At 65.4% G+C, this 17,946-nt stretch carries 16 protein-coding genes; 12 read left to right on the top strand and 4 right to left on the bottom strand.

The features are described 5' to 3' along the window. Positions 1 to 34 precede the first annotated feature (34 nt). Entirely contained in the window at positions 35 to 781 is a 747-nt protein-coding gene (locus tag OJJ21_RS05165; protein WP_297683823.1) for an SIMPL domain-containing protein, read from the top strand. 19 nt (positions 782 to 800) lie between these two features. Here OJJ21_RS05165 and OJJ21_RS05160 read toward each other — a convergent pair whose 3' ends face one another. After that, positions 801 to 1,439, bottom strand: coding sequence for a VOC family protein (locus tag OJJ21_RS05160; RefSeq protein ID WP_297683821.1), 639 nt, complete (start codon positions 1,437 to 1,439; stop codon positions 801 to 803). Positions 1,440 to 1,709: 270 nt separating this feature from the next. Between OJJ21_RS05160 and OJJ21_RS05155 the strand changes: the two genes are divergently transcribed. The 7 genes from OJJ21_RS05155 (at position 1,710) to OJJ21_RS05125 (ending at position 7,572) form a co-directional block, all read left to right on the top strand. Further along, complete coding sequence (locus tag OJJ21_RS05155) at positions 1,710 to 2,936, top strand: GAF domain-containing sensor histidine kinase (protein WP_297683819.1); 1,227 nt, start codon at positions 1,710 to 1,712, stop codon at positions 2,934 to 2,936. 76 nt (positions 2,937 to 3,012) lie between these two features. Further along, positions 3,013 to 3,594, top strand: coding sequence for a molybdopterin-dependent oxidoreductase (locus OJJ21_RS05150; RefSeq protein ID WP_297683817.1), 582 nt, complete (start codon positions 3,013 to 3,015; stop codon positions 3,592 to 3,594). Between the two features lie 270 nt (positions 3,595 to 3,864). Further along, positions 3,865 to 4,083, top strand: coding sequence for a translation initiation factor IF-1 (infA, locus tag OJJ21_RS05145; protein ID WP_144067704.1), 219 nt, complete (start codon positions 3,865 to 3,867; stop codon positions 4,081 to 4,083). A 21-nt stretch (positions 4,084 to 4,104) separates the two neighbouring features. Beyond that, positions 4,105 to 4,719, top strand: a complete 615-nt coding sequence (locus tag OJJ21_RS05140; protein WP_297683814.1) for a nucleoside triphosphate pyrophosphatase — start codon at positions 4,105 to 4,107, stop codon at positions 4,717 to 4,719. A 20-nt stretch (positions 4,720 to 4,739) separates the two neighbouring features. Beyond that, a complete protein-coding gene (locus OJJ21_RS05135; RefSeq protein ID WP_297683812.1) occupies positions 4,740 to 6,326 on the top strand; it encodes a ribonuclease E/G in 1,587 nt (528 codons plus the stop codon). 19 nt (positions 6,327 to 6,345) lie between these two features. Next, positions 6,346 to 6,546, top strand: a complete 201-nt coding sequence (gene yacG / locus OJJ21_RS05130) for a DNA gyrase inhibitor YacG (protein ID WP_297683810.1) — start codon at positions 6,346 to 6,348, stop codon at positions 6,544 to 6,546. Positions 6,547 to 6,726: 180 nt separating this feature from the next. Next, positions 6,727 to 7,572, top strand: coding sequence for a VacJ family lipoprotein (locus OJJ21_RS05125; RefSeq protein WP_297683808.1), 846 nt, complete (start codon positions 6,727 to 6,729; stop codon positions 7,570 to 7,572). 79 nt (positions 7,573 to 7,651) lie between these two features. Here the strand turns inward: OJJ21_RS05125 and OJJ21_RS05120 are convergent, their stop codons facing one another. From OJJ21_RS05120 to OJJ21_RS05110, 3 genes are all read right to left on the bottom strand, one after another. Next, a complete protein-coding gene (locus OJJ21_RS05120) occupies positions 7,652 to 9,739 on the bottom strand; it encodes an ATP-binding protein (protein WP_297683806.1) in 2,088 nt (695 codons plus the stop codon). A gap of 107 nt (positions 9,740 to 9,846) precedes the next feature. Continuing rightward, a complete protein-coding gene (locus OJJ21_RS05115) occupies positions 9,847 to 10,368 on the bottom strand; it encodes a GNAT family N-acetyltransferase (RefSeq protein WP_297683804.1) in 522 nt (173 codons plus the stop codon). 4 nt (positions 10,369 to 10,372) lie between these two features. Continuing rightward, entirely contained in the window at positions 10,373 to 11,332 is a 960-nt protein-coding gene (locus OJJ21_RS05110) for a hydrogen peroxide-inducible genes activator (protein ID WP_297683802.1), read from the bottom strand. 184 nt (positions 11,333 to 11,516) lie between these two features. Here OJJ21_RS05110 and OJJ21_RS05105 point away from each other — a divergent pair, with 184 nt between their 5' ends. The 4 genes from OJJ21_RS05105 to OJJ21_RS05090 all read left to right on the top strand — a co-directional run. Next, positions 11,517 to 12,056 (top strand): peroxiredoxin, encoded by a 540-nt coding sequence (locus OJJ21_RS05105; RefSeq protein ID WP_297683800.1) that lies wholly within the window; start codon positions 11,517 to 11,519, stop codon positions 12,054 to 12,056. A gap of 88 nt (positions 12,057 to 12,144) precedes the next feature. Then, positions 12,145 to 12,711: a carboxymuconolactone decarboxylase family protein gene (locus OJJ21_RS05100; protein ID WP_297683798.1), complete on the top strand. Its 567-nt coding sequence runs from the start codon at positions 12,145 to 12,147 to the stop codon at positions 12,709 to 12,711. 555 nt (positions 12,712 to 13,266) lie between these two features. After that, complete coding sequence (locus OJJ21_RS05095) at positions 13,267 to 15,561, top strand: methyl-accepting chemotaxis protein (protein ID WP_297683796.1); 2,295 nt, start codon at positions 13,267 to 13,269, stop codon at positions 15,559 to 15,561. Between the two features lie 193 nt (positions 15,562 to 15,754). Beyond that, positions 15,755 to 17,946: methyl-accepting chemotaxis protein (locus OJJ21_RS05090; protein ID WP_297683794.1), on the top strand; the 2,192-nt coding region annotated here is incomplete at its 3' end.

Below are 17,946 nucleotides of genomic sequence, written 5' to 3'. Positions count from 1 at the left end.
GCAAGACTGCGGCAACCATCCTCCGGAGTCCGCCATGTCCCGCCGCCTCGCTGTTCCAGCCCTTGCCCTTCTGCTGCTCGCCGTCGCGGCCTGCGACAATGCCGGGGCGCAGACGGTGCAGCGCACGCTGCCCGACGACGCCACTCTGCTGACCCTGTCGGAAAGCGCCGAGCGCGAGGTGACGCCCGATACCATCCGCGCCCGCCTGCTGGCGCAGGCCACCTCGGAATCGGCGGCCACCGCGCAGGCCAGCGTCAATGCGGCGATGGCCCGCGCGCTCACCCGCGCCAGGGCCCTCGGCCTCGAGGTCGAAACCGGCAGCTACAGCACCTATCAGGAAAGTCCGCAGCGGCCGCAGTCGCTGCCGGCCGGCGCCAAGCCGCCGCTGCCGCTGTGGCGCGCGCAGCAGAGCCTGATCCTGACCGCAAAGGACGATGCCAAGGTGCTGGAGGCGGCCGGCGCGCTGCAGGCCGAAGGCCTGGCGCTGCAGGAGCTCGGCTACACGCTGTCGCGCGAGCAGCAGCGCAGCCAGCAGGACGACATGTTCGCCGAGGCGCTGCAGCGTCTGGCCGCGCGGGCAGAGAAAGCGGCCACCGCGCTCGGCATGCGCTTCGAAGGCTGGGCCCGCGTCGGCCTCAATGGCGGCATGGCGGTGCGTCCGGTGATGATGAAGGCGATGGCGGCCGCGCCGCGTCAGGACTTCGCGCCGCCGGTGGCGGCAGCCGGCGAGCAGACCATCAGCGTCACCGTCGATGGCGAGGCCATTCTTCGTCGACGTTAATGGCGGCGCCGGCGCTGACCTAGGTCAGTTCGCGCAGACCGCCGGGCGTCTGGATCAGGGCCCGGTAGCGCAGACCATCGCCCTGCCTGATCTCCGGCGGGTCGGCGATGCCGAGCCTGCCGTAAAGCGCTGCAATGCGATCCGGCTCGGGATGTTCGATGATCACGGCGCGCAGCCTGGCGCCCGGATCGGCCATGGCTGCCACCGAGGGCGGCTTCCCCTGCCGGTCGATCACGGATGGCGCGGCACCGTCGAGCGGCAGCGAACCGTCCTGCGGGATCGCAAAAAAGAAGTCGCCGTTGTGGCTCGAAAACGCGACCTTGCGGCCAAGCACGCCGGCATGCTCCGACAGAACGGAATCGATAGCGTCGGTTCGCGCCACCCAGCCGCGCAGGCGCAAGCCGCGTTCCCAGGCGGCGCGGACAGCGGCCCGGTCATCGAGGCCGAACCAGCGCGGGCGCGCCGGGGACTGCGCGTCGGGATCGACCGCGATGATCTCCAGATACACGCTCTCGCCGAGACGCAGGAGGTGATTATGGGTTCCCATATCCTGGTGTCGCCGGCCGAACGGCACGTCGATGTCGAGGCAGGCCTGCACATGGGCCACGCCGTCGGCCAGAGAGGGCGCGATGACCGTGATATGATCGAGGTGCAGCATCAGCCTGGATGTCCCGTAATGCGCGCATGGGCCGTCTGTCATAAATGCCAACCGCTTTACCGGTCCAGACCTGGCCGGGTCCGTATCTGCGGGCCGTGCGGATTTCGGCCGGATTTCTATTTCCGGTCGGTCCTCCATGGCGGCTAATCGCCGCATTGCGGCGGTTAACCATAATGTCTTCAGGGATTTGCGCCTGGCGCTCGTCAGCAAGAAAGCTTGCCGTCGCGGAATACCGCCTCTAAATAAGATCGCCTTTCAAACGAGACCTCCTTGCCACCCGCACCCCTGCCACCCGACGAAGCCGCACGCCTGGCCGATCTGCGCAGCTTCGCCATTCTCGACACACCCTACGATCCGCGTTTCGATCGGCTGGTGCAGCTGGCGGCGCGCGTCTTCGGCACGCAGGGGGCCGTCGTCACCCTGCTCGATGCCGACCGGCTGTGGTTCAAGGCGCATATCGGCATTGCCGATCGCGAGATGCCGCGCGAGCTTGGATTCTGCTCCTGGGCGGTGCTGAGCGACGAGCTCTGTGTCGCGGAAGACCTGCAGGCCGATGCCCGCTTCTCCGACAATCCGCTGGTCACCGCGTCCGATGGCCTGCGCTTCTATGCCGGCGCGCCGCTGATCAGCCGCGACGGCCATTGCATCGGTACGCTGGCGATCTTCGATTCCGTTGCGCGCCGCTTCGATGCCGCCCAGCGCGCCCATCTGAAAGAGTTCGCCGGCCTGGTGCTCGATGCCCTGGAGCTGCACCGTTCGCTGGCCGAGACCGAGACGGCGCGCGAGGAGGCGATGCTGGCCTCGCGTTCGAAGGGCGAGTTCCTGGCCTTCATGAGCCACGAGCTGCGCACGCCGCTCAATGCCGTGATCGGTTTCGCCGAGATGCTGGAAAGCGAGGCCTATGGCCCGCTCGGCGACAGCCATTACAAGGAGTATGCCGGACTGATCCACCAGGCCGGCCAGCATCTGCTCGAGGTGATCAATTCCATCCTCGATCTCAGCCGCATTGAAGCCGGCAAGATGACACTGACGCTCGACCGGCTGAAGGTGGTCGACGAGGCCGATGCGGTGATCTCGCTGCTGCTCACCCAGGCGCGCCAGAAGGAGCTGTCGCTGGTGATGGATGCCAGCCTGCATGCCCTGCCGGTGCTGCATGCCGACCGCAGCGCCTTCCGCCAGGTGCTGCTCAACCTGATTTCCAATGCGATCAAGTTCACCCGGCCCGAAGGGCGCATCGTGGTGACCGGCGCCACCGATGCCGACAGCATCCGCATCAGCGTCGGCGATGACGGCCCGGGCATCGCGCCGGCCGATCTGGTGCGGCTGGGCGAAGCTTTTTACCAGGCCGGGCCGAAGAACCAGCGCCGCCAGGGCTCCGGCCTCGGCCTGGCGATCTCGCACCGCCTGATGGCGCTGCATGGCGGCCGGCTCAATATCGCCAGCGACCTGGGCCGCGGCACCACGGCCACGATGGTTTTCCCGCTCAAGCAAAGCTGATCATCGCGTCGCACCGGCTGGACAGCCTGGCGCAGGCCGGCTACCAGAAAGTATTGCTTAAACAGGAGGGCATACGATGTTGCGCGCGCTGTTCGCTGTCGTGTTTGCGGTCTGCTTCGCTGTTTCCGCCCATATCGACGCACGGGCTGCCGATCTGGCCAGGCCGAAAGGCCCGGTGGTACTCACCGTGCATGGCGACATCGCGCATACCAATCGCGGCGCGCTCAACGACTTCGACGATGCCTTCTTCAAATTCGGCAGCGTGACATTCGACCGGGCGGCGAGCTTCGATCTCGCCATGCTGGAACAGCTCGGGCAGAAGACGCTGACGGTGCGATACGACACCTGGCCGAAAGCCTATACATTCCAGGGTCCGCTGCTGCGCGACGTGCTCAAGGCGGTCGGCGCCCTGGATTCAAAGCAGGGGGGCAAGAGCATCAAGGTCTTTGCCATCGACGGCTATGGCGCCGAAATCCCGCTCGCCGAGATTCGGCAATATGACGTGCTGCTGGCGCTCAAGGCCGATGGCAAATATCTCGGCCTCGGCGGCCGCGGCCCCACCTGGGTGGTCTATCCGCGCGACGACAAGCATCCGGCCCTGAAAAGCCACGATGACGCAAAATGGGTCTGGTCGGCGATCCGCATCCAGGTGGAATGACGGATTAACCTCTTGTGATATATTAAAGAAATATCATAAACCCGCCTAAATAGAAACGAAGCAAAACGAAGCGGAATGAAGGTCGGCCACGGTCGACCGGCCGGCTCCGCGGCGGCCGCGACCCGGTCGACTGCAACCATGCTGCTGGCACTGCTTGATTTTCCGGGCCGTCGCGCGCATGTTCTCGCCCGCGCTTTGGCGCACCTGATGGCCGTGCCGTTCCGGCGCGCGACTACCGTAAAACCGAGCTACCGTAAAAACAGAGGCTGAATGGCGAAGGAAGAATTGCTGGAATTTCCCGGCGTGGTGGACGAATTGCTGCCCAACGCGATGTTCCGGGTCAAGCTCGATAACGGCCACGAAGTGCTGGCCCATACCTCGGGCAAGATGCGCAAGAACCGCATCCGCGTGCTGGCGGGCGACAAGGTCATGGTGGAAATGACCCCCTACGACCTGACCAAGGGCCGCATCACCTTCCGCTTCAAGTAAGCCTGATCCGGGGCCGGACGCGTGGCACGGACGCCGCCTATTCTGGCCCCGCTCATTTTGGCGTCGGCTTCGCCGCGCCGCCGCGACCTGCTCGGCCAGATCGGCATCGTGCCGGCCGAAATCCTGGCCGCCGATCTCGACGAAACCCCTGAAAAATCAGAATTGCCGCGCCTTTTGGCGCTGCGCCTGAGCCAGGCCAAGGCCGCTGCCGTGGCGGCCCGGCGCCCCGATGCCCTGGTGCTGGCGGCCGATACCGTGGTCGGACTGGGCCGCCGTATCCTGCCCAAGGCGGAAACCCCGGCCGAGGTCGCACAGTGCCTCGGCCTGCTGTCGGGGCGGCGCCATACCGTGGTGACGGGCCTCTGCCTGATCCATCCCGACGGCCGGCGCGTCAGCCGCGCGGTCGAAACGAAAGTGCGCTTCCGCCGGCTGGAAGCGGCCGAGATCGCGGCTTATGCCGCGGGCGGCGAGGGGCTGGGCAAGGCCGGCGGCTATGCCATCCAGGGCCGGGCCGAGGCCTTCATTCCCTGGATCGGCGGCTCGTATTCCAATGTGGTGGGGCTGCCGCTGGCGGAAACCGCCGGGCTGCTGCGCGGCCTGGGCTACCCGCTTCCGGGCTATCCGCTTCTTTCATAAAAACCGCTATAACTGATTCGATGGCCAACGAACTGCTGATCGATGTCGGACTGACCGAGACGCGTGTCGCCCTGGTCGAGGACGACCGTCTGGTCCACCTCGATCTGGAGCGGCCCGACCGCGATTCCGCGCTCGGCGCGATTTTCCTCGGCCGCGTGCGCCGCATCGAAAAGGGTCTGCAGGCCGCCTATGTCGATATCGGGCTGAGCCGCGACGGCTTTCTCGGCCGCGACGATCTGCTGTCGGCCGACGACAAGCCGATCGAACAATGCCTGCATGAAGGGGAAACCATCCTGGTGCAGGTGGTGCGCGATCCGGTCGGCGAGAAGGGCGTCAAGCTCACCTGCCAGGTCGCGCTGCCCGGCCGGTTCCTGTCGCTCTGTCCCTATGATGCGGCCGTGCGCGTCACCAGGCGTATCGCACAGGATGCCGAACGCATGCGGCTCGCCGCCGTGATGCAGAGCCTGATGGCGCTGGCCGACCAGACGCCGCTGGAAGTCACCGCGCGGCTGCAGCATGAGGTCAATGTCCGGCTGCAGCATCGCGCCGGCGACCGCCGCAGCGCCAAGCCGGCGAAGCGCGATCCCGAACGCCGCAATGGCGACGAGCGACGCAAACGCATGGGCTGCATCGTCAATGCCAATGCCGATGGCGTGTCGAAGGAAGAATTGTTCGCCGATCTCGAACGCCTGCGCTCGCGCTGGATCGCCATCGAAGAGCGCCGCGGCAAGGCGGCCGAAAGCTCGAATGTGCCGGCCGAACTGTGGCGCGAGATGGGTCCGGTCGGCCGCGCGCTGCGCGACTATGTCGGCGCCCGGCTCGACCGTATCCGCGTCAATGCCGCGCCCGGCTTTGCCGAGGCGCGCGCCTGGCTGTTCGAACATGCACCGAATTACGTGTCGCGGCTGGAACGCTTCGACGATCCCGCTGGCCTGTTTGAACTGTTCGAGATCGAGGGCGATATCGCCGCGGCGCTCGGCCGCCGTATCGAACTGCCGTCCGGCGGCGCCATCGTGTTCGGCGAGACCGAGGCGCTGACTGCTATCGATGTCGATTCCGGCCGGGCCTCGGCGCGTGGCCATGCTTTCGAGGAGCAGGCGCTCAAGATCAATCTCGAAGCCGCGGTCGCCATCGCGCGCCAGCTGCGCCTGCGCGGCATCGGCGGCATCGTGGTGATCGATTTCCTGCATATGGAAAACGCGGCCTACCGCGCGCAGACGGTGAATGCACTGCGCGAGGCGCTGAAACGCGACCCGGCGCCGCACAAGGTGCTTGGCATGTCGGCGCTCGGCCTGGTCGAGATGACGCGCAAGCGCACCGGCGAGCCGCTGGCCACCCGCCTGTTCGAGAACTGCCCGACCTGCGATGGCGATGGCCGCCTGCCGTCGCTGCCGGCAGTGTTGGCCGAACTGCTGCGCCGGGCCTGGCGCGAGGCCCATGGCAGCCCCGGCGGCAAGCTGGAAATCGCCTGCGCGCCGGATGTCGCGGCCCTGTTCGATACCGAGCTGCGGGCCAAGCTTGAACGCCAGATCGGCGCCATGGTGCATGTGAAACCGGAGGCCGGCCGGCGTCGCGAATCATTCTCAGTTGACCGACTCGGCCGCTAGGGCGCACGCGGGTATTGCCATGACTGCTGCCAGGACCTGTCCCATCTGCGGCAAACCCGGCGATCCCGGCCGCAGCCCCTTCTGCTCGACGCGCTGCGCCGATGTCGACCTGAACCGCTGGCTCAAGGGCGCCTATGCCATTCCGGTTGTCGAATCGGACGAAGAAGGCGAGTCGGACCAGCCGGAGGATGCGGGCGGTCCCGACGGCACCCGGCACTGACCCCCGGCCGCCATCCTGCACCCGGCAGGGCTGTTGCAGAACTGCATCACTGCCGGAAAAAGCCTGCTCGTCCGACGCGTCCCCGGGCGACCACCGTCACAGCCGGGGGGATTGGACTTGCACCGGAAAGACGGATACCGGATAAGATAAGCCTAAGAATTCTAACGAGGTCCCAGCATCATGTCCGTTGTTCCGCGCGAGTTGGGTCAGTCCATCCCCCAGTGGAAGACCCTCGCGGCAGTTGCACTGCTCACCACCGGTCTGCTTGCTGGCTGCGCCACACCGCCTGCCGATCCTCAGGCCCGCGCCGACTTCGAAGCCGTGAATGACCCGCTCGAACCGGTGAACCGGGCGATGTTCGAATTCCATCAGGCGATCGATCACTTCCTGCTCAAGCCGGTGGCCTTCGTTTATCAGAATCTGATCCCGCAGCCGCTGCAGACCGGTATCCGGAGCGCGCTGGTTAACCTGCGGACGCCGATCATCCTCGCCAACGACCTGTTGCAAGGCGAGACCGATCGCGCCGGCGACACGCTGCAGCGCTTTGCCATCAACAGCACGGTCGGTGTGCTCGGCTTCTATGATGCTGCCGACAAGTGGTTCGGCATCGCCCCGCATACCGAAGACTTCGGCCAGACGCTGGCCACCTGGGGTACCGGCGAAGGCCCGTATCTCTTCATTCCGATCCTCGGTCCGTCGAATCCGCGTGATCTCGGCGGCTTTGTCGTCGACACGGTTGCAGATCCGCTGAACTGGTATCTGAACAACACCGATCGCGAAGGCTGGGTCTATGCCCGCGCTGCGCTCAGCGGTGTCGATGCCCGTTCGCAGCTGCTCGAGACACTCGACAATCTGGAGAAGACCTCGCTCGATTATTACGTCACGCTGCGCACGGTGTATCGCCAGCGCCGTGCCGACGAGATCGCCAACCGCGCCTCGAAACAGCCGAACGTGTCGCCGACCTCGCTCAGCCGCGCCGCCGATGCCGGCAGCGAAATCGAGACCCTGCCGGTGGTCAAGCAGTAACGGCCGTCAGGCAGCAAGCGACCCGGAATTCTTCAAGGCCAGACGGCGCGTCGCAGGACGCGCCGTTTGTCGTTTCAGGTCAGGTCTGGGCCACCGCCACGCAGGCTGGCGGGAAGATCACGGTGACCCGCGTGCCCTGCTGCGGCATTGATACGACACTGATGCTGCCGCCATGCAGGTCGATCAGCTTACGGCAGATATTGAGGCCGAGCCCGCTGCCTTCGCTGCGCCGGATGCCGGCATCGGCCTGCCAGAAGGGCTCAAAGACGCGCTCCAGATTGTCCTCGGCGATGCCGATGCCGGTATCGACGACCATCAGGGCGATACCGCCTTCGGGTGTGATGGCGGCCTCAACCGTCACGCTGCCGCCGCTGGGTGTGAATTTCACCGCATTGCCCAGCAGGTTGATCAGAATCTGCTTCACCGCGCGCGCATCGACATGCATTTGCGGCAGGTCGACCGGCAGGCAGTTGACCAGTTGCAGCCCGGCTTCGCGCGCCCGTCCGCGCATCAGGCGCAGGCTGTCATCGACCAGATCCTGCGGATCATGCACCTGCAGTTCCAGCTCGAAGCGGCCGCTTTCGATCTTCGAAACATCGAGAATGTCGTTGATCACGCCCAGCAGGTGATGCGCGCTGCCGCTGATATCCTCGGCATATTCGAAATATTTCGGCGATTGCGGTCCCAGCAGCCGGCCGGCGATCATGTCGGCAAAGCCGATGATGGCATTGAGCGGCGTGCGCAGTTCGTGGCTCATATGCGCGAGGAACTCGCTCTTCGCCCGGTTGGCGGTTTCCGCCACCTCGCGCTGGCGCGCATAATTCTCCGCCAGCTTCTCGCGCACTGCCGCCTGTTCGCGCAGCGCGGCCTCCAGCCGCTTGCGATCAGTGATATCGGTGGCGATGCTGCCCACCGCCAGCAGCGTGCCGTCGCGGTCGTAGATCGGGAACCGCACTAGCATGTAGTCGCGCATCGCGTTCTTCAGGTCGGGGATGCGCATGTCGAAGGTCATCGGCTTGCCGGCGCGGACGGTTTCCTCCACCTGCTGGGTCAGGCGTGCGGCCAGTTCGGGCGGAAAGATCTGCGCTGCCGTGCGGCCGATCAGCTGATCCTGCTCGCGGTTGAACTGTTGCGCGAAATACTGGTTGATCATCAGATAGCGGCCCTGCGGATCCTGCAGTGCCATCACCAGCGGCGGGTTGTCCATCATGCCGCGCAGCAGGGACTCGATGGCGATGCGGCGCCTGAGCTGGCGCCAGGTTCCCCAGACCGCGGCAATGGCACCCAGCGTGACGACGCCGAACAGCAGGCCGAAGCCGATGGCGGCGCGACGCCAGCTCGCTTCGGGCGTCTGTTCCAGCTGCAGCATCAGCATCAGCGGCAGGTCATTCAGCCGCGCCCAGTAGAGCGGTTCCGCCGCCGTCGACCGGTAGCCCTGGTTGCCGGCGGTGAAATCGATCAGTCCGGCCAGCTGCATGGCGCGCTCCGATGGCCAGCCGGTGATCAGTCGGCCCTCGTCATGCACCAGCGCCAGCGCGGCCACCGGCAGCGGAAAATAGCCGGGATCGAGCAGGGCGCGCAGGTCGATCTTCAGGGTGGCGATCAGGATGCCGGCGAAGGGCTTGTCGCCACCGCCGATGCGCCGGCTCAGCCAGACGCGCGGTTCGCCGCCGATCTGTGCCGCGGCGATCTGCTGCACCACGCCATCGCGATGCCGGATGAAATCGGGGTGCCAGCCGATCTCCAGCGGCATGGCCGCGTTGCCGACGGCGAACCAGAATTGTCCCCTGGCATCGTAGACATGCACGGAGTCGACCTGCGGCATCATCGCGATGCGGTCGGACAGCAGGGAGAGGATGGCGTCGCTCGGCGTCAGGCCGCGGCTGATGCGGTCGCTGGCTTCGGCGGCGGCGAATTGCAGCAGCAGGTCGGCGACATCGATCTGGCGTTGCGCCGCATCGGCCAGCGTGCGGCTCAGGCCGGTACCCTGCAGAACCAGGCGATCCTCGTCGCTGCTGCGCTGGTTCAGCACCAGCGACAGCGCCAGTCCGCCGGTGGCGGCGAGCAGCAGTATTACGGCAACGATGAGAACGACAAAGCCGCGAGGCAGACCGCCGCGCCAACGCCGGGTAATCACTGCATCTGCCGCAAACTTGCGCTTCGCCATGGCCGGGTCGGTTTTCTCCCCGGGCACTACCGCCCTGCGGCCAGTTTGTCACACTCCCGCGTGGAACAACAAAGGCTTTTGTCCGCGCGGTGCGGTCGCGTTGAGGATCAGAGTCGCGTGGGTCGTCCGGGAAACCAGGCCGGGTCTGCCGCATCGCCCAAACGGGCGAGGGCCGGCTGCGTCATGCGATAGGGCAGCCATTCGGTTTTATGGTGAATGCCGAGCCGGTGGTAAAATTCGCGCGTCGGATTCCAGTCCAGCACGTTGAGGTCGAGCCGGCGGCAGCCGCGCGCATCGGCAATCGCCGCCAGTGCGGTGATCAGCTGGCGGCCCAGGCCATGGCCGCGGGCCCGTTCGAGTACGAACAGATCTTCCACGAACAGTCCGGCCCGGCCTTCCCAGGTCGAGTAGTTGTGGAAGTAGAGCGCGAAGCCGACCGCTTCATTGTCAAGCTCGGCGATCAGTGCCTCGAAACGGATCGAAGCACCGAAGCCATCGCGGCGGATATCCTCGGCCGTCAGCTTCACGCTGCTCAGCGGCTCGTTCTCATAGATCGCCAGCGCCTGCACCAGGGCCACGATGGTGTCTGCATCTTCGACGGTGGCATGGCGGATCAGGGTCTTCGACATCGACTCAGGCTTTCTTCGCTACGGGTTTGGCATCCGGCAGGCGCGTTTCCGATTGCCGCATGGCGGCCACCAGCGCCTCGCCGAACAGAGTGAATTCCTTGGCGCGCTGCGTGCCGCGGCGCCAGGCCAGACCGATATGGCGCGCCGCCCCGCCGTCTTTCTGGCCGTCGCTGAGCGGTCGCGTGATCACGTCGGTGCCGCGCAGAATGCCGGCATCCAGCGCCAGTCGCGGCAGCAGGGTGACGCCGAGTCCGCTGTCGACCATCTGCACCAGTGTGTGCAGCGAGGTGGCGGCAAAGCCGTCTCTGCGAGGAGACGGCGGCAAACGACAGGCGGCCAGCGCGTGGTCGCGCAGGCAATGGCCGTCTTCCAGCAGCAGCAGCGGCGCATCGGTCAGGTCGTCGAGGCGGACGCTGTTGCGCCTGGCCAGCGCATGGTCGCTGCGGCAGGCCAGCAGGAAGTCGTCGTCGAACAGCGTCATGCTGTCCAGCGCGCCGCTTTCATAGGGCAGGGCGATCAGCAGCAGGTCGAGCTTGCCATTCTGCAGCTGCTCGATCAGGCGCGCGGTCAGATCCTCGCGCAGGAACAGCTTCAGGTCGGGGAAACGCCGGCGCAGGTTCGGCAGCACGCGCGGCAGCAGGAAGGGCGAAATCGTCGGGATCACGCCCAGCCGCAACGGCCCGCTGAGGGGGACGGAGGCCGCCCGCGCCAGCAGCACCATGTCCTCCGCCTGGCCCAGCAGTTCGCGCGCCCGCCCGGCCAGCTCCTCGCCGAGCGGGGTCAGCACCACTTTTCTTTTGGTGCGGTCGACCAAAGCGGCATCGAGCTGTGTTTCCAGCTCCTGGATGCCCGCCGACAGCGTCGACTGGGTGACGAAACAGGCCTCGGCCGCATGGCCAAAATGGCGGTTTTCCGCCAATGCGATCAGGTACTGCCACTGCCGCAACGAGGGAGAATTCAACATGAAGGTTATGTAATCGATCCTTCCGATTAGTTCTATCGGAATTATGAGTTTGAACGATAATTAGAAAGCGTCTAATTATCAGTCCGAGCGGGACAGCACCGACCAGCCCGCCGCCCCCAGATCGGTCCTGCCAAATCGACTTGGCAGGGCCCGTAACCAAGACCAAGCAGAGGAGCGTTTACCCATGCTGACCATCGGCGACAAGTTTCCCGCCTTCAATCTGAAGGCCGTCGTATCCACCGACCCGAAGAAGGCCTTCACCGACATCTCCAGCGAGTCCGACACGGGCAAGTGGAAGGTGGTGTTCTTCTGGCCGAAGGACTTCACCTTCGTCTGCCCGACCGAGATCGCCGCCTTCGGCAAGCTCAACGGCGACTTCAACGATCGCGACACCGTCGTCTACGGCGTCTCGACCGATAGCGAGTTCGTCCATCTGGCCTGGCGCAACAACCATGCCGATCTCAAGGAGCTGCCCTTCGCCATGCTCGCCGACATCAAGCGCGAGCTGAGCCAGGAGCTCGGCATCCTCGACAAGGCTGAGGGCGTCTGCCTGCGCGCTACCTTCATCGTCGATCCGGAAGGCATCATCCGTTTCGTCTCGGTGAACGACCTCAGCGTCGGCCGTAACCCCGCCGAAGTGCTGCGCGTGCTTGACGCGCTGCAGACCGACGAGCTCTGCCCCTGCAACTGGCAGAAGGGCGAAGACGTCCTCAAGGCCGCCTGAGTCTCGCCTAAGGGTTCGCCGTGTCCCGGTTCAGGGACACGGCGAAAGCCTCCCCAGTCTGACTGCAAGATAAAGAAGGACTCTCGCCATGAGCCTCGAAAGCCTGAAGACCCGCCTGCCTGACTATGCCCGCGACCTCAAGCTCAATCTGGGTTCGCTTGCCGCCGAGCCGGGCCTGACCGAACAGCAGCGCGCCGGCACCTTCATCGCCTCCGCGCTGGCCTCCCGCGAGCCGGGCGTGATTCAGGCCATCATCGCCGAATTCGCGCCGAAGCTGTCGCCCGAGGCGCTCGAAGCCGCCAAAGCCGCCGCCGCGATCATGGGCATGAACAATATCTATTACCGCTTCGTTCATCTGATGGGCGAGGGCGCGGCAGAGAATCAGTACAAGACGCTGCCGGCGAAGCTGCGCATGAACGTGATCGGCAAGCCCGGCGTCGACAAGGTCGATTTCGAATTGTGGTCGCTCGCGGTCTCGGCCGTGAATGGCTGCGGCATGTGCCTCACCGCCCATGAGCATGAGCTGCGCAAGGGCGGGCTGAGCATCGAACAGGTGCAGGCTGCCGTGCGCATCGCCGCCGTGGTGCATGCGGTGGCGGCGACGCTGGATGGCGAAGCCGCCATCGGCACCGGCCTGGCAGCCGCGGCCGAATAATCATCGCCTCTTTGCCGTCCGGGCCTCCCGCCCCTCCGCCCGGACGGCATCGCCACGGGTGCCATCGCAAGATGGCACCCGTTTTCTTGTGCGGTACGGGGGGTGCCATCGCAAGATGGCACCCGTTTTCTTGTGCGGCATCTTTTTTAATCTCATGAGGCGCGTCGCAAGATGGCGCCCCGGCCTTCACGCAGGCTTCCTGGCGGACTCCGGGCGGCCATGAACTGCATCATGCGCATGGCTCGCATGCATTCGCTGCAAATGTAACGCCATATCGTGTGACGTAATCCGCAAATCCGCATTTTGGCACTTGTCGTTTTATTCCCGGCGAGTAAAAGTTCGCCCGGATTTCGAGGAAACGCCGGTGCGCCGTGTTGAGGCGCCGCCGGTTTATAATCCACGCCGCCGCGTGTCATGCGGTCGCGATCCAGCATCGAGAAAACATCCGTCCTTCGGGGGCGGCTCAGGCGTGCGAGGCCAGGCTTCGCCGCACAGGCATTTTTTTGCGCGCCGCGCCGGCAATGGATTCCGGCCGGTGTAACAAGGGGTCGGGTCATGCGTATTCGCAACAGTTTCCTGCTTTTCGTTGCCGTCATTGCCGTCATCGTCATCGGTCTGGCCGGAACGATGACCGTCACAGCCTATCAGGACCGCCAGAGTGCGATCGCGGCCCGCAACCTGGCCGCCGTGCAGGGCGGACTGATGAAAGCCCTGGAGATGGTTGCCATCGAGCGTGGCAGCGACAATGGCGCTCTGCTCGATGACAAAACCTACGATCCACAATCCGATTTCATCACCAGGGCGCGCCGGAACAGCGACGACGCGCTGGGTGCCGTGCTTGCGACGGCCCGCGAAGCCAACCATCGCGCCATCGACATGGCCAAGATCGAAGCCGTGCAAAAGACGATGCAGGACTGGCGCAAACGCGTCGATCCTGCGATCTCCCGGCCCCGCGCCGAGCGCCCTGCCGATGTGGTGCGCGAGTATTCGCCGGCCATCGTCAGCCTGATCAACAGCATGCAGCCGGTGCTGAACAAGATCGACGCCGCCATCTCGCGTGCCGATAGCGACGTTGCCACGCCGATGACCATTGCGCGCCTTGCCGCCGACATGCGCACCGATGCCGGCGCGCGCGGCACCGTCATGGTGAATGTGATCGTATCCGGCAAGCCGATCACGCCGGAAACCGAGGCACGCTTCGCCGACTATTCCGGCCGCATGAACGCTTTCTGGGGCCGCATCGCGATGATGATGCAAATGTTCGATGCCTCCCCGGCGCTGAAGGATATTGTTGCAAAGACCAATCAGGGCTATTTCACCTCCACTCTGCCCGGCCTTTATGCCGAAATCCGCGCCGGCAGCGACAAGGGTGGCCAGTGGCCCTTCACTGCGCCGGAATTCCGCACGCGCCACAATCCTGCGCTCTATGTGGCCGGCACGCTGCGCGATACGGCCGTGGCCGAGGCCCGGCTGGTGGCCGACAGCGTCATTGCCGATCGTACGCGGAGCCTGGTCACCCAGGGCGTTGTCACCCTGGTGGCGGCCCTGCTGCTGGTCGGCGGTGCCATCTTCTTTCTGCGCCGCGTGGTCAGTCCGCTGGGCTCGATGACCTCGACGATGACGCGCATCGCCGACGGCCAGCAGGCCGAGATCGGTTATCGCGACCGCAGCGACGAAATCGGCGACATGGCCAAGGCGCTGGGCATCTTTCAGCGCAATGCCGAAGAGAAGACGCAGCTGGAAGCCGAGGAGCGCAGCCGGGCCGAGGCTGAGAAGGCCCGGATGGTCGAGCAGCGGGAGACGGAAGCGGCAATCAGCCGCGAGATCGCGCAGTTCTGCGCCGCTGTGGGCGAGGGCGATTTCTCGCGCCGTATCGACATGGCCGGCAAGGATGGCGTTTTCGCCGAACTGTCCGGCCAGATGAACGCGCTGGCCGACACGATGCAGGGGGTCCTGCAGGATCTGGGTGACATGCTGGGGGCGATGGCGCAGGGCGACCTGACCCGCGATGCGGCCGGCCGCTACAAGGGTGCCTTTGCCACTCTGGCCGATGCTGCCCGCGAAACGGTGACGCGCCTGCGCGACTTCGCCGGCCGCCTGGCCGAAAGCGCCGAAACCGTGCGCACCGCCTCGGCCGAGATTTCCTCAGGCAGCCAGGATCTGGCGCAGCGCACGGAATCGCAGGCAGCCTCGATTGAGGAAACCGCGGCATCCATGCATGAGATCACCACCACGGTGAAGCAGAATGCCGATAACGCCCAGGCCGCCAGCCAGCTGGCCGTCGCGGCGCGCGACACCGCCGAGAAGGGCGGCAGCGTGGTCAGCGACGCCGTCAATGCCGTTACCCAGATCGAGGCGAGCGCCCGCAAGATCAGCGACATCGTCGGCCTGATCGACGAGATCGCCTTCCAGACCAACCTGCTGGCGCTGAATGCTTCGGTCGAAGCCGCCCGCGCCGGCGAGGCCGGCAAGGGCTTTGCGGTGGTGGCGCAGGAAGTGCGGGCGCTGGCACAGCGTTCGGCCAATGCCAGCAAGGAGATCAAGGCACTGATCGCCGACTCAAACGCGCAGGTGAAAACCGGCGCCAGCCTGGTCCAGCAGACCGGCAGCAGCCTGACCGAGATCGTCACCGCCGTGAAGAAGGTGGCCGACATCGTGGCCGAGATCGCCGCCGCTTCGCGCGAGCAGGCGACCGGCCTCGACCAGATCAATACGGCTGTGGGCAGCATGGACGAGATGACCCAGCGCAACGGCGCATTGGTGGAGGAAACCAGCGCCTCGGCGCAGTCGCTGGCCGGCCAGGGCCGCCAGCTCGCCGAACTCGTCGGCTTTTTCCGGTTGCGACGCTGATCTGCCCCCGGAATAGGCCTAGACTGGAATCCTCTATAATTCTATCTATACGTGTATTAATGACTGCCATGGCCAATCGGAAGGGGGTTATTTCCTGATAACCTACTGAAATCCTTAATAGGATGAACAGGTGTCATCCGCTAATGTCCCCAGAGAACTCGAAAACCGCCTTTCGCGGGATGGGGAAGCGACAATGCGTATTCGTGGCAGTTTTCTGGTTTTCACGGCCGTCATGGGGATGATCGTGCTCGGCCTCGCCGGCTGGGTTATCAGCGATGCCTACAAGGATCGCCAGAATGCGGTGATCGCACGCGGCCTGGCCGCCACCCAGGGCGAATTGCTGCGCATCGTTGAACTGCTCGGCATCGAGCGCGGCGCCTACAACGCCGCCCTGCGCGACGAGAAGACCACAGATCCGAATGGCGATTTTCTTGCCAAGCCGCGCAAGACGATGGACGACACCATTGCCGCCGCCCTGGCCGCCGCGCAGGCCTCTGGTCATCCCTCCATCGATATCCGCCGCATCCAGGCCATGAAGGCCACGCTCGACGACTGGCGCAAACGCGCCGATGCCGTCGTGAATCGGCCGCGGGCCGACCGGGCGGCGGATGTGATGAATGGCTATGTGCCGGCCATGACCGCGCTGGTGAACGATATTGTGCCGCTGCTGAACAATATTGGCGCCGCGATCAGCCGCGCCGACGACGAAGTTTCCGCCCCGATGGGGATCGCGCGTCTGGCAGCCGATATGCGCGCCGAAGCCAGCACGCGCGGCACCGCCACGGTGAATATCGTGGCGTCCGGCAAGCCGATCCCGCCGGCCACCCTCATCATGATCTCCGAGCAGGCCGGCAAGGTGGATGCGATCTGGGCACGCATCGGCATGGGGCTGGGCGCAGTGGATGCGTCGCCTGAACTGAAGACGAAGGTCGAGGAAACCCGCAAGGCCTTCTACGAAACGCTGCCGCCGATGTATGCCGCCATCCGTGCGGCCAGCGACAAGGGCGAACCTTATCCTTTCACCATGGCCGATTTTCGCGCCAAACAGAACCCGCAGCTCTACACCGCCGGCTATCTGCGCGATGCGGCGATTGCCGATGCGCTGAAAGTGGCGGATCGCCTGATCGTCGAGCGGACCCAGCATATGGCCGTCGAATCCGGCCTCGCGGTGCTCGCGGTGCTGGTCCTGCTTGCCGGCACGGTATTTTTCCTGCGCCGCGTGATCAGTCCGCTGGGCGGGATGACCGGCACGATGACGCGGATCGCCGAGGGCGAAGCGGCCACGATCGGCTTTACCGACCGCAGCGATGAAATCGGCGACATGGCCAAGGCACTGGGCATCTTTCAGCGTAACGCCGACGAGAAAACCCGGCTGGAGGCCGAAGAGCGCAATCGCGCCGATGCCGAGCGCAGCCGGCTCGCCGAACAGCGCGAGACCGAAGCGGCGATCAGCCAGGAGATCGCCCAGTTCTGCATGGCCGTCGGCGGCGGCGATTTTTCACGCCGTATCGATCTGGCCGGCAAGGATGGCGTGTTCCGCGACCTGTCGCAGCAGATGAACGGCCTGGCCGATACGCTGCAGAATGTGCTCGACGATCTCGGCCGCGTGCTGCGCGGCCTGAGCCATGGCGATCTCACCACCACCGCTTCGGGTCAGTACAAGGGTGCCTTCGGCGATCTGGCCGAAGCCGCGCGCGAGACCGTGACGCGCCTGCGCGATTTCGCCGGCCGGCTGGCGGAAAGCGCGGAAACCGTGCGTACGGCCTCGGCCGAGATTTCCTCGGGCAGCCAGGATCTGGCGAGTCGCACGGAATCGCAGGCCGCCAGCATTGAGGAAACCGCAGCCTCGATGCACGAGATCACCGCGACCGTGAAGCAGAATGCCGACAATGCCCAGGCTGCCAGCCAGCTGGCGGTGGCGGCGCGCGATACCGCCGAGAAGGGCGGCAGCGTGGTGGCCGATGCGGTGACCGCGGTGACCAAGATCGAGGGCAGCGCGCAGAAGATCGCCGACATCGTCGGGCTGATCGATGAGATCGCTTTCCAGACCAACCTGCTGGCATTGAATGCCAGCGTGGAAGCGGCCCGCGCCGGTGAAGCCGGCAAGGGCTTTGCCGTCGTCGCCCAGGAAGTGCGCGCGCTCGCACAGCGTTCGGCCAATGCCAGCAAGGACATCAAGGCGCTGATCACGGAATCCAATGCGCAGGTGAAAACCGGCGCGACGCTGGTCAACCAGACCGGCGGTTCGCTGACCGAGATCGTCACCGCGATCAAGAAGGTGTCGGATATCGTGGCCGAGATCGCGGCTGCTTCTCGCGAACAGGCCACCGGGCTCGACCAGATCAATACCGCCGTGGGCAGCATGGACGAGATGACCCAGCGCAA

The sequence above is a fragment of the Ferrovibrio sp. genome (genome assembly GCF_025869515.1).
In the GTDB taxonomy this organism is placed as follows: Bacteria; Pseudomonadota; Alphaproteobacteria; order Ferrovibrionales; family Ferrovibrionaceae; genus Ferrovibrio.
Note: the sequence above shows the minus strand (reverse complement) of the source record. Positions and strands in the feature narration are given on the sequence as shown.

Coding starts and splice junctions, on each gene's coding strand:
- OJJ21_RS05165 (WP_297683823.1), top strand. CDS start 35: ATGTCCCGCCGCCTCGCTGTTCCAGCCCTTGCCCTTCTGCTGCTCGCC.
- OJJ21_RS05160 (WP_297683821.1), bottom strand. CDS start 1,439: ATGCTGCACCTCGATCATATCACGGTCATCGCGCCCTCTCTGGCCGAC.
- OJJ21_RS05150 (WP_297683817.1), top strand. CDS start 3,013: ATGTTGCGCGCGCTGTTCGCTGTCGTGTTTGCGGTCTGCTTCGCTGTT.
- infA (WP_144067704.1), top strand. CDS start 3,865: ATGGCGAAGGAAGAATTGCTGGAATTTCCCGGCGTGGTGGACGAATTG.
- OJJ21_RS05135 (WP_297683812.1), top strand. CDS start 4,740: ATGGCCAACGAACTGCTGATCGATGTCGGACTGACCGAGACGCGTGTC.
- yacG (WP_297683810.1), top strand. CDS start 6,346: ATGACTGCTGCCAGGACCTGTCCCATCTGCGGCAAACCCGGCGATCCC.
- OJJ21_RS05125 (WP_297683808.1), top strand. CDS start 6,727: ATGTCCGTTGTTCCGCGCGAGTTGGGTCAGTCCATCCCCCAGTGGAAG.
- OJJ21_RS05120 (WP_297683806.1), bottom strand. CDS start 9,739: ATGGCGAAGCGCAAGTTTGCGGCAGATGCAGTGATTACCCGGCGTTGG.
- OJJ21_RS05115 (WP_297683804.1), bottom strand. CDS start 10,368: ATGTCGAAGACCCTGATCCGCCATGCCACCGTCGAAGATGCAGACACC.
- OJJ21_RS05110 (WP_297683802.1), bottom strand. CDS start 11,332: ATGTTGAATTCTCCCTCGTTGCGGCAGTGGCAGTACCTGATCGCATTG.
- OJJ21_RS05105 (WP_297683800.1), top strand. CDS start 11,517: ATGCTGACCATCGGCGACAAGTTTCCCGCCTTCAATCTGAAGGCCGTC.
- OJJ21_RS05100 (WP_297683798.1), top strand. CDS start 12,145: ATGAGCCTCGAAAGCCTGAAGACCCGCCTGCCTGACTATGCCCGCGAC.
- OJJ21_RS05095 (WP_297683796.1), top strand. CDS start 13,267: ATGCGTATTCGCAACAGTTTCCTGCTTTTCGTTGCCGTCATTGCCGTC.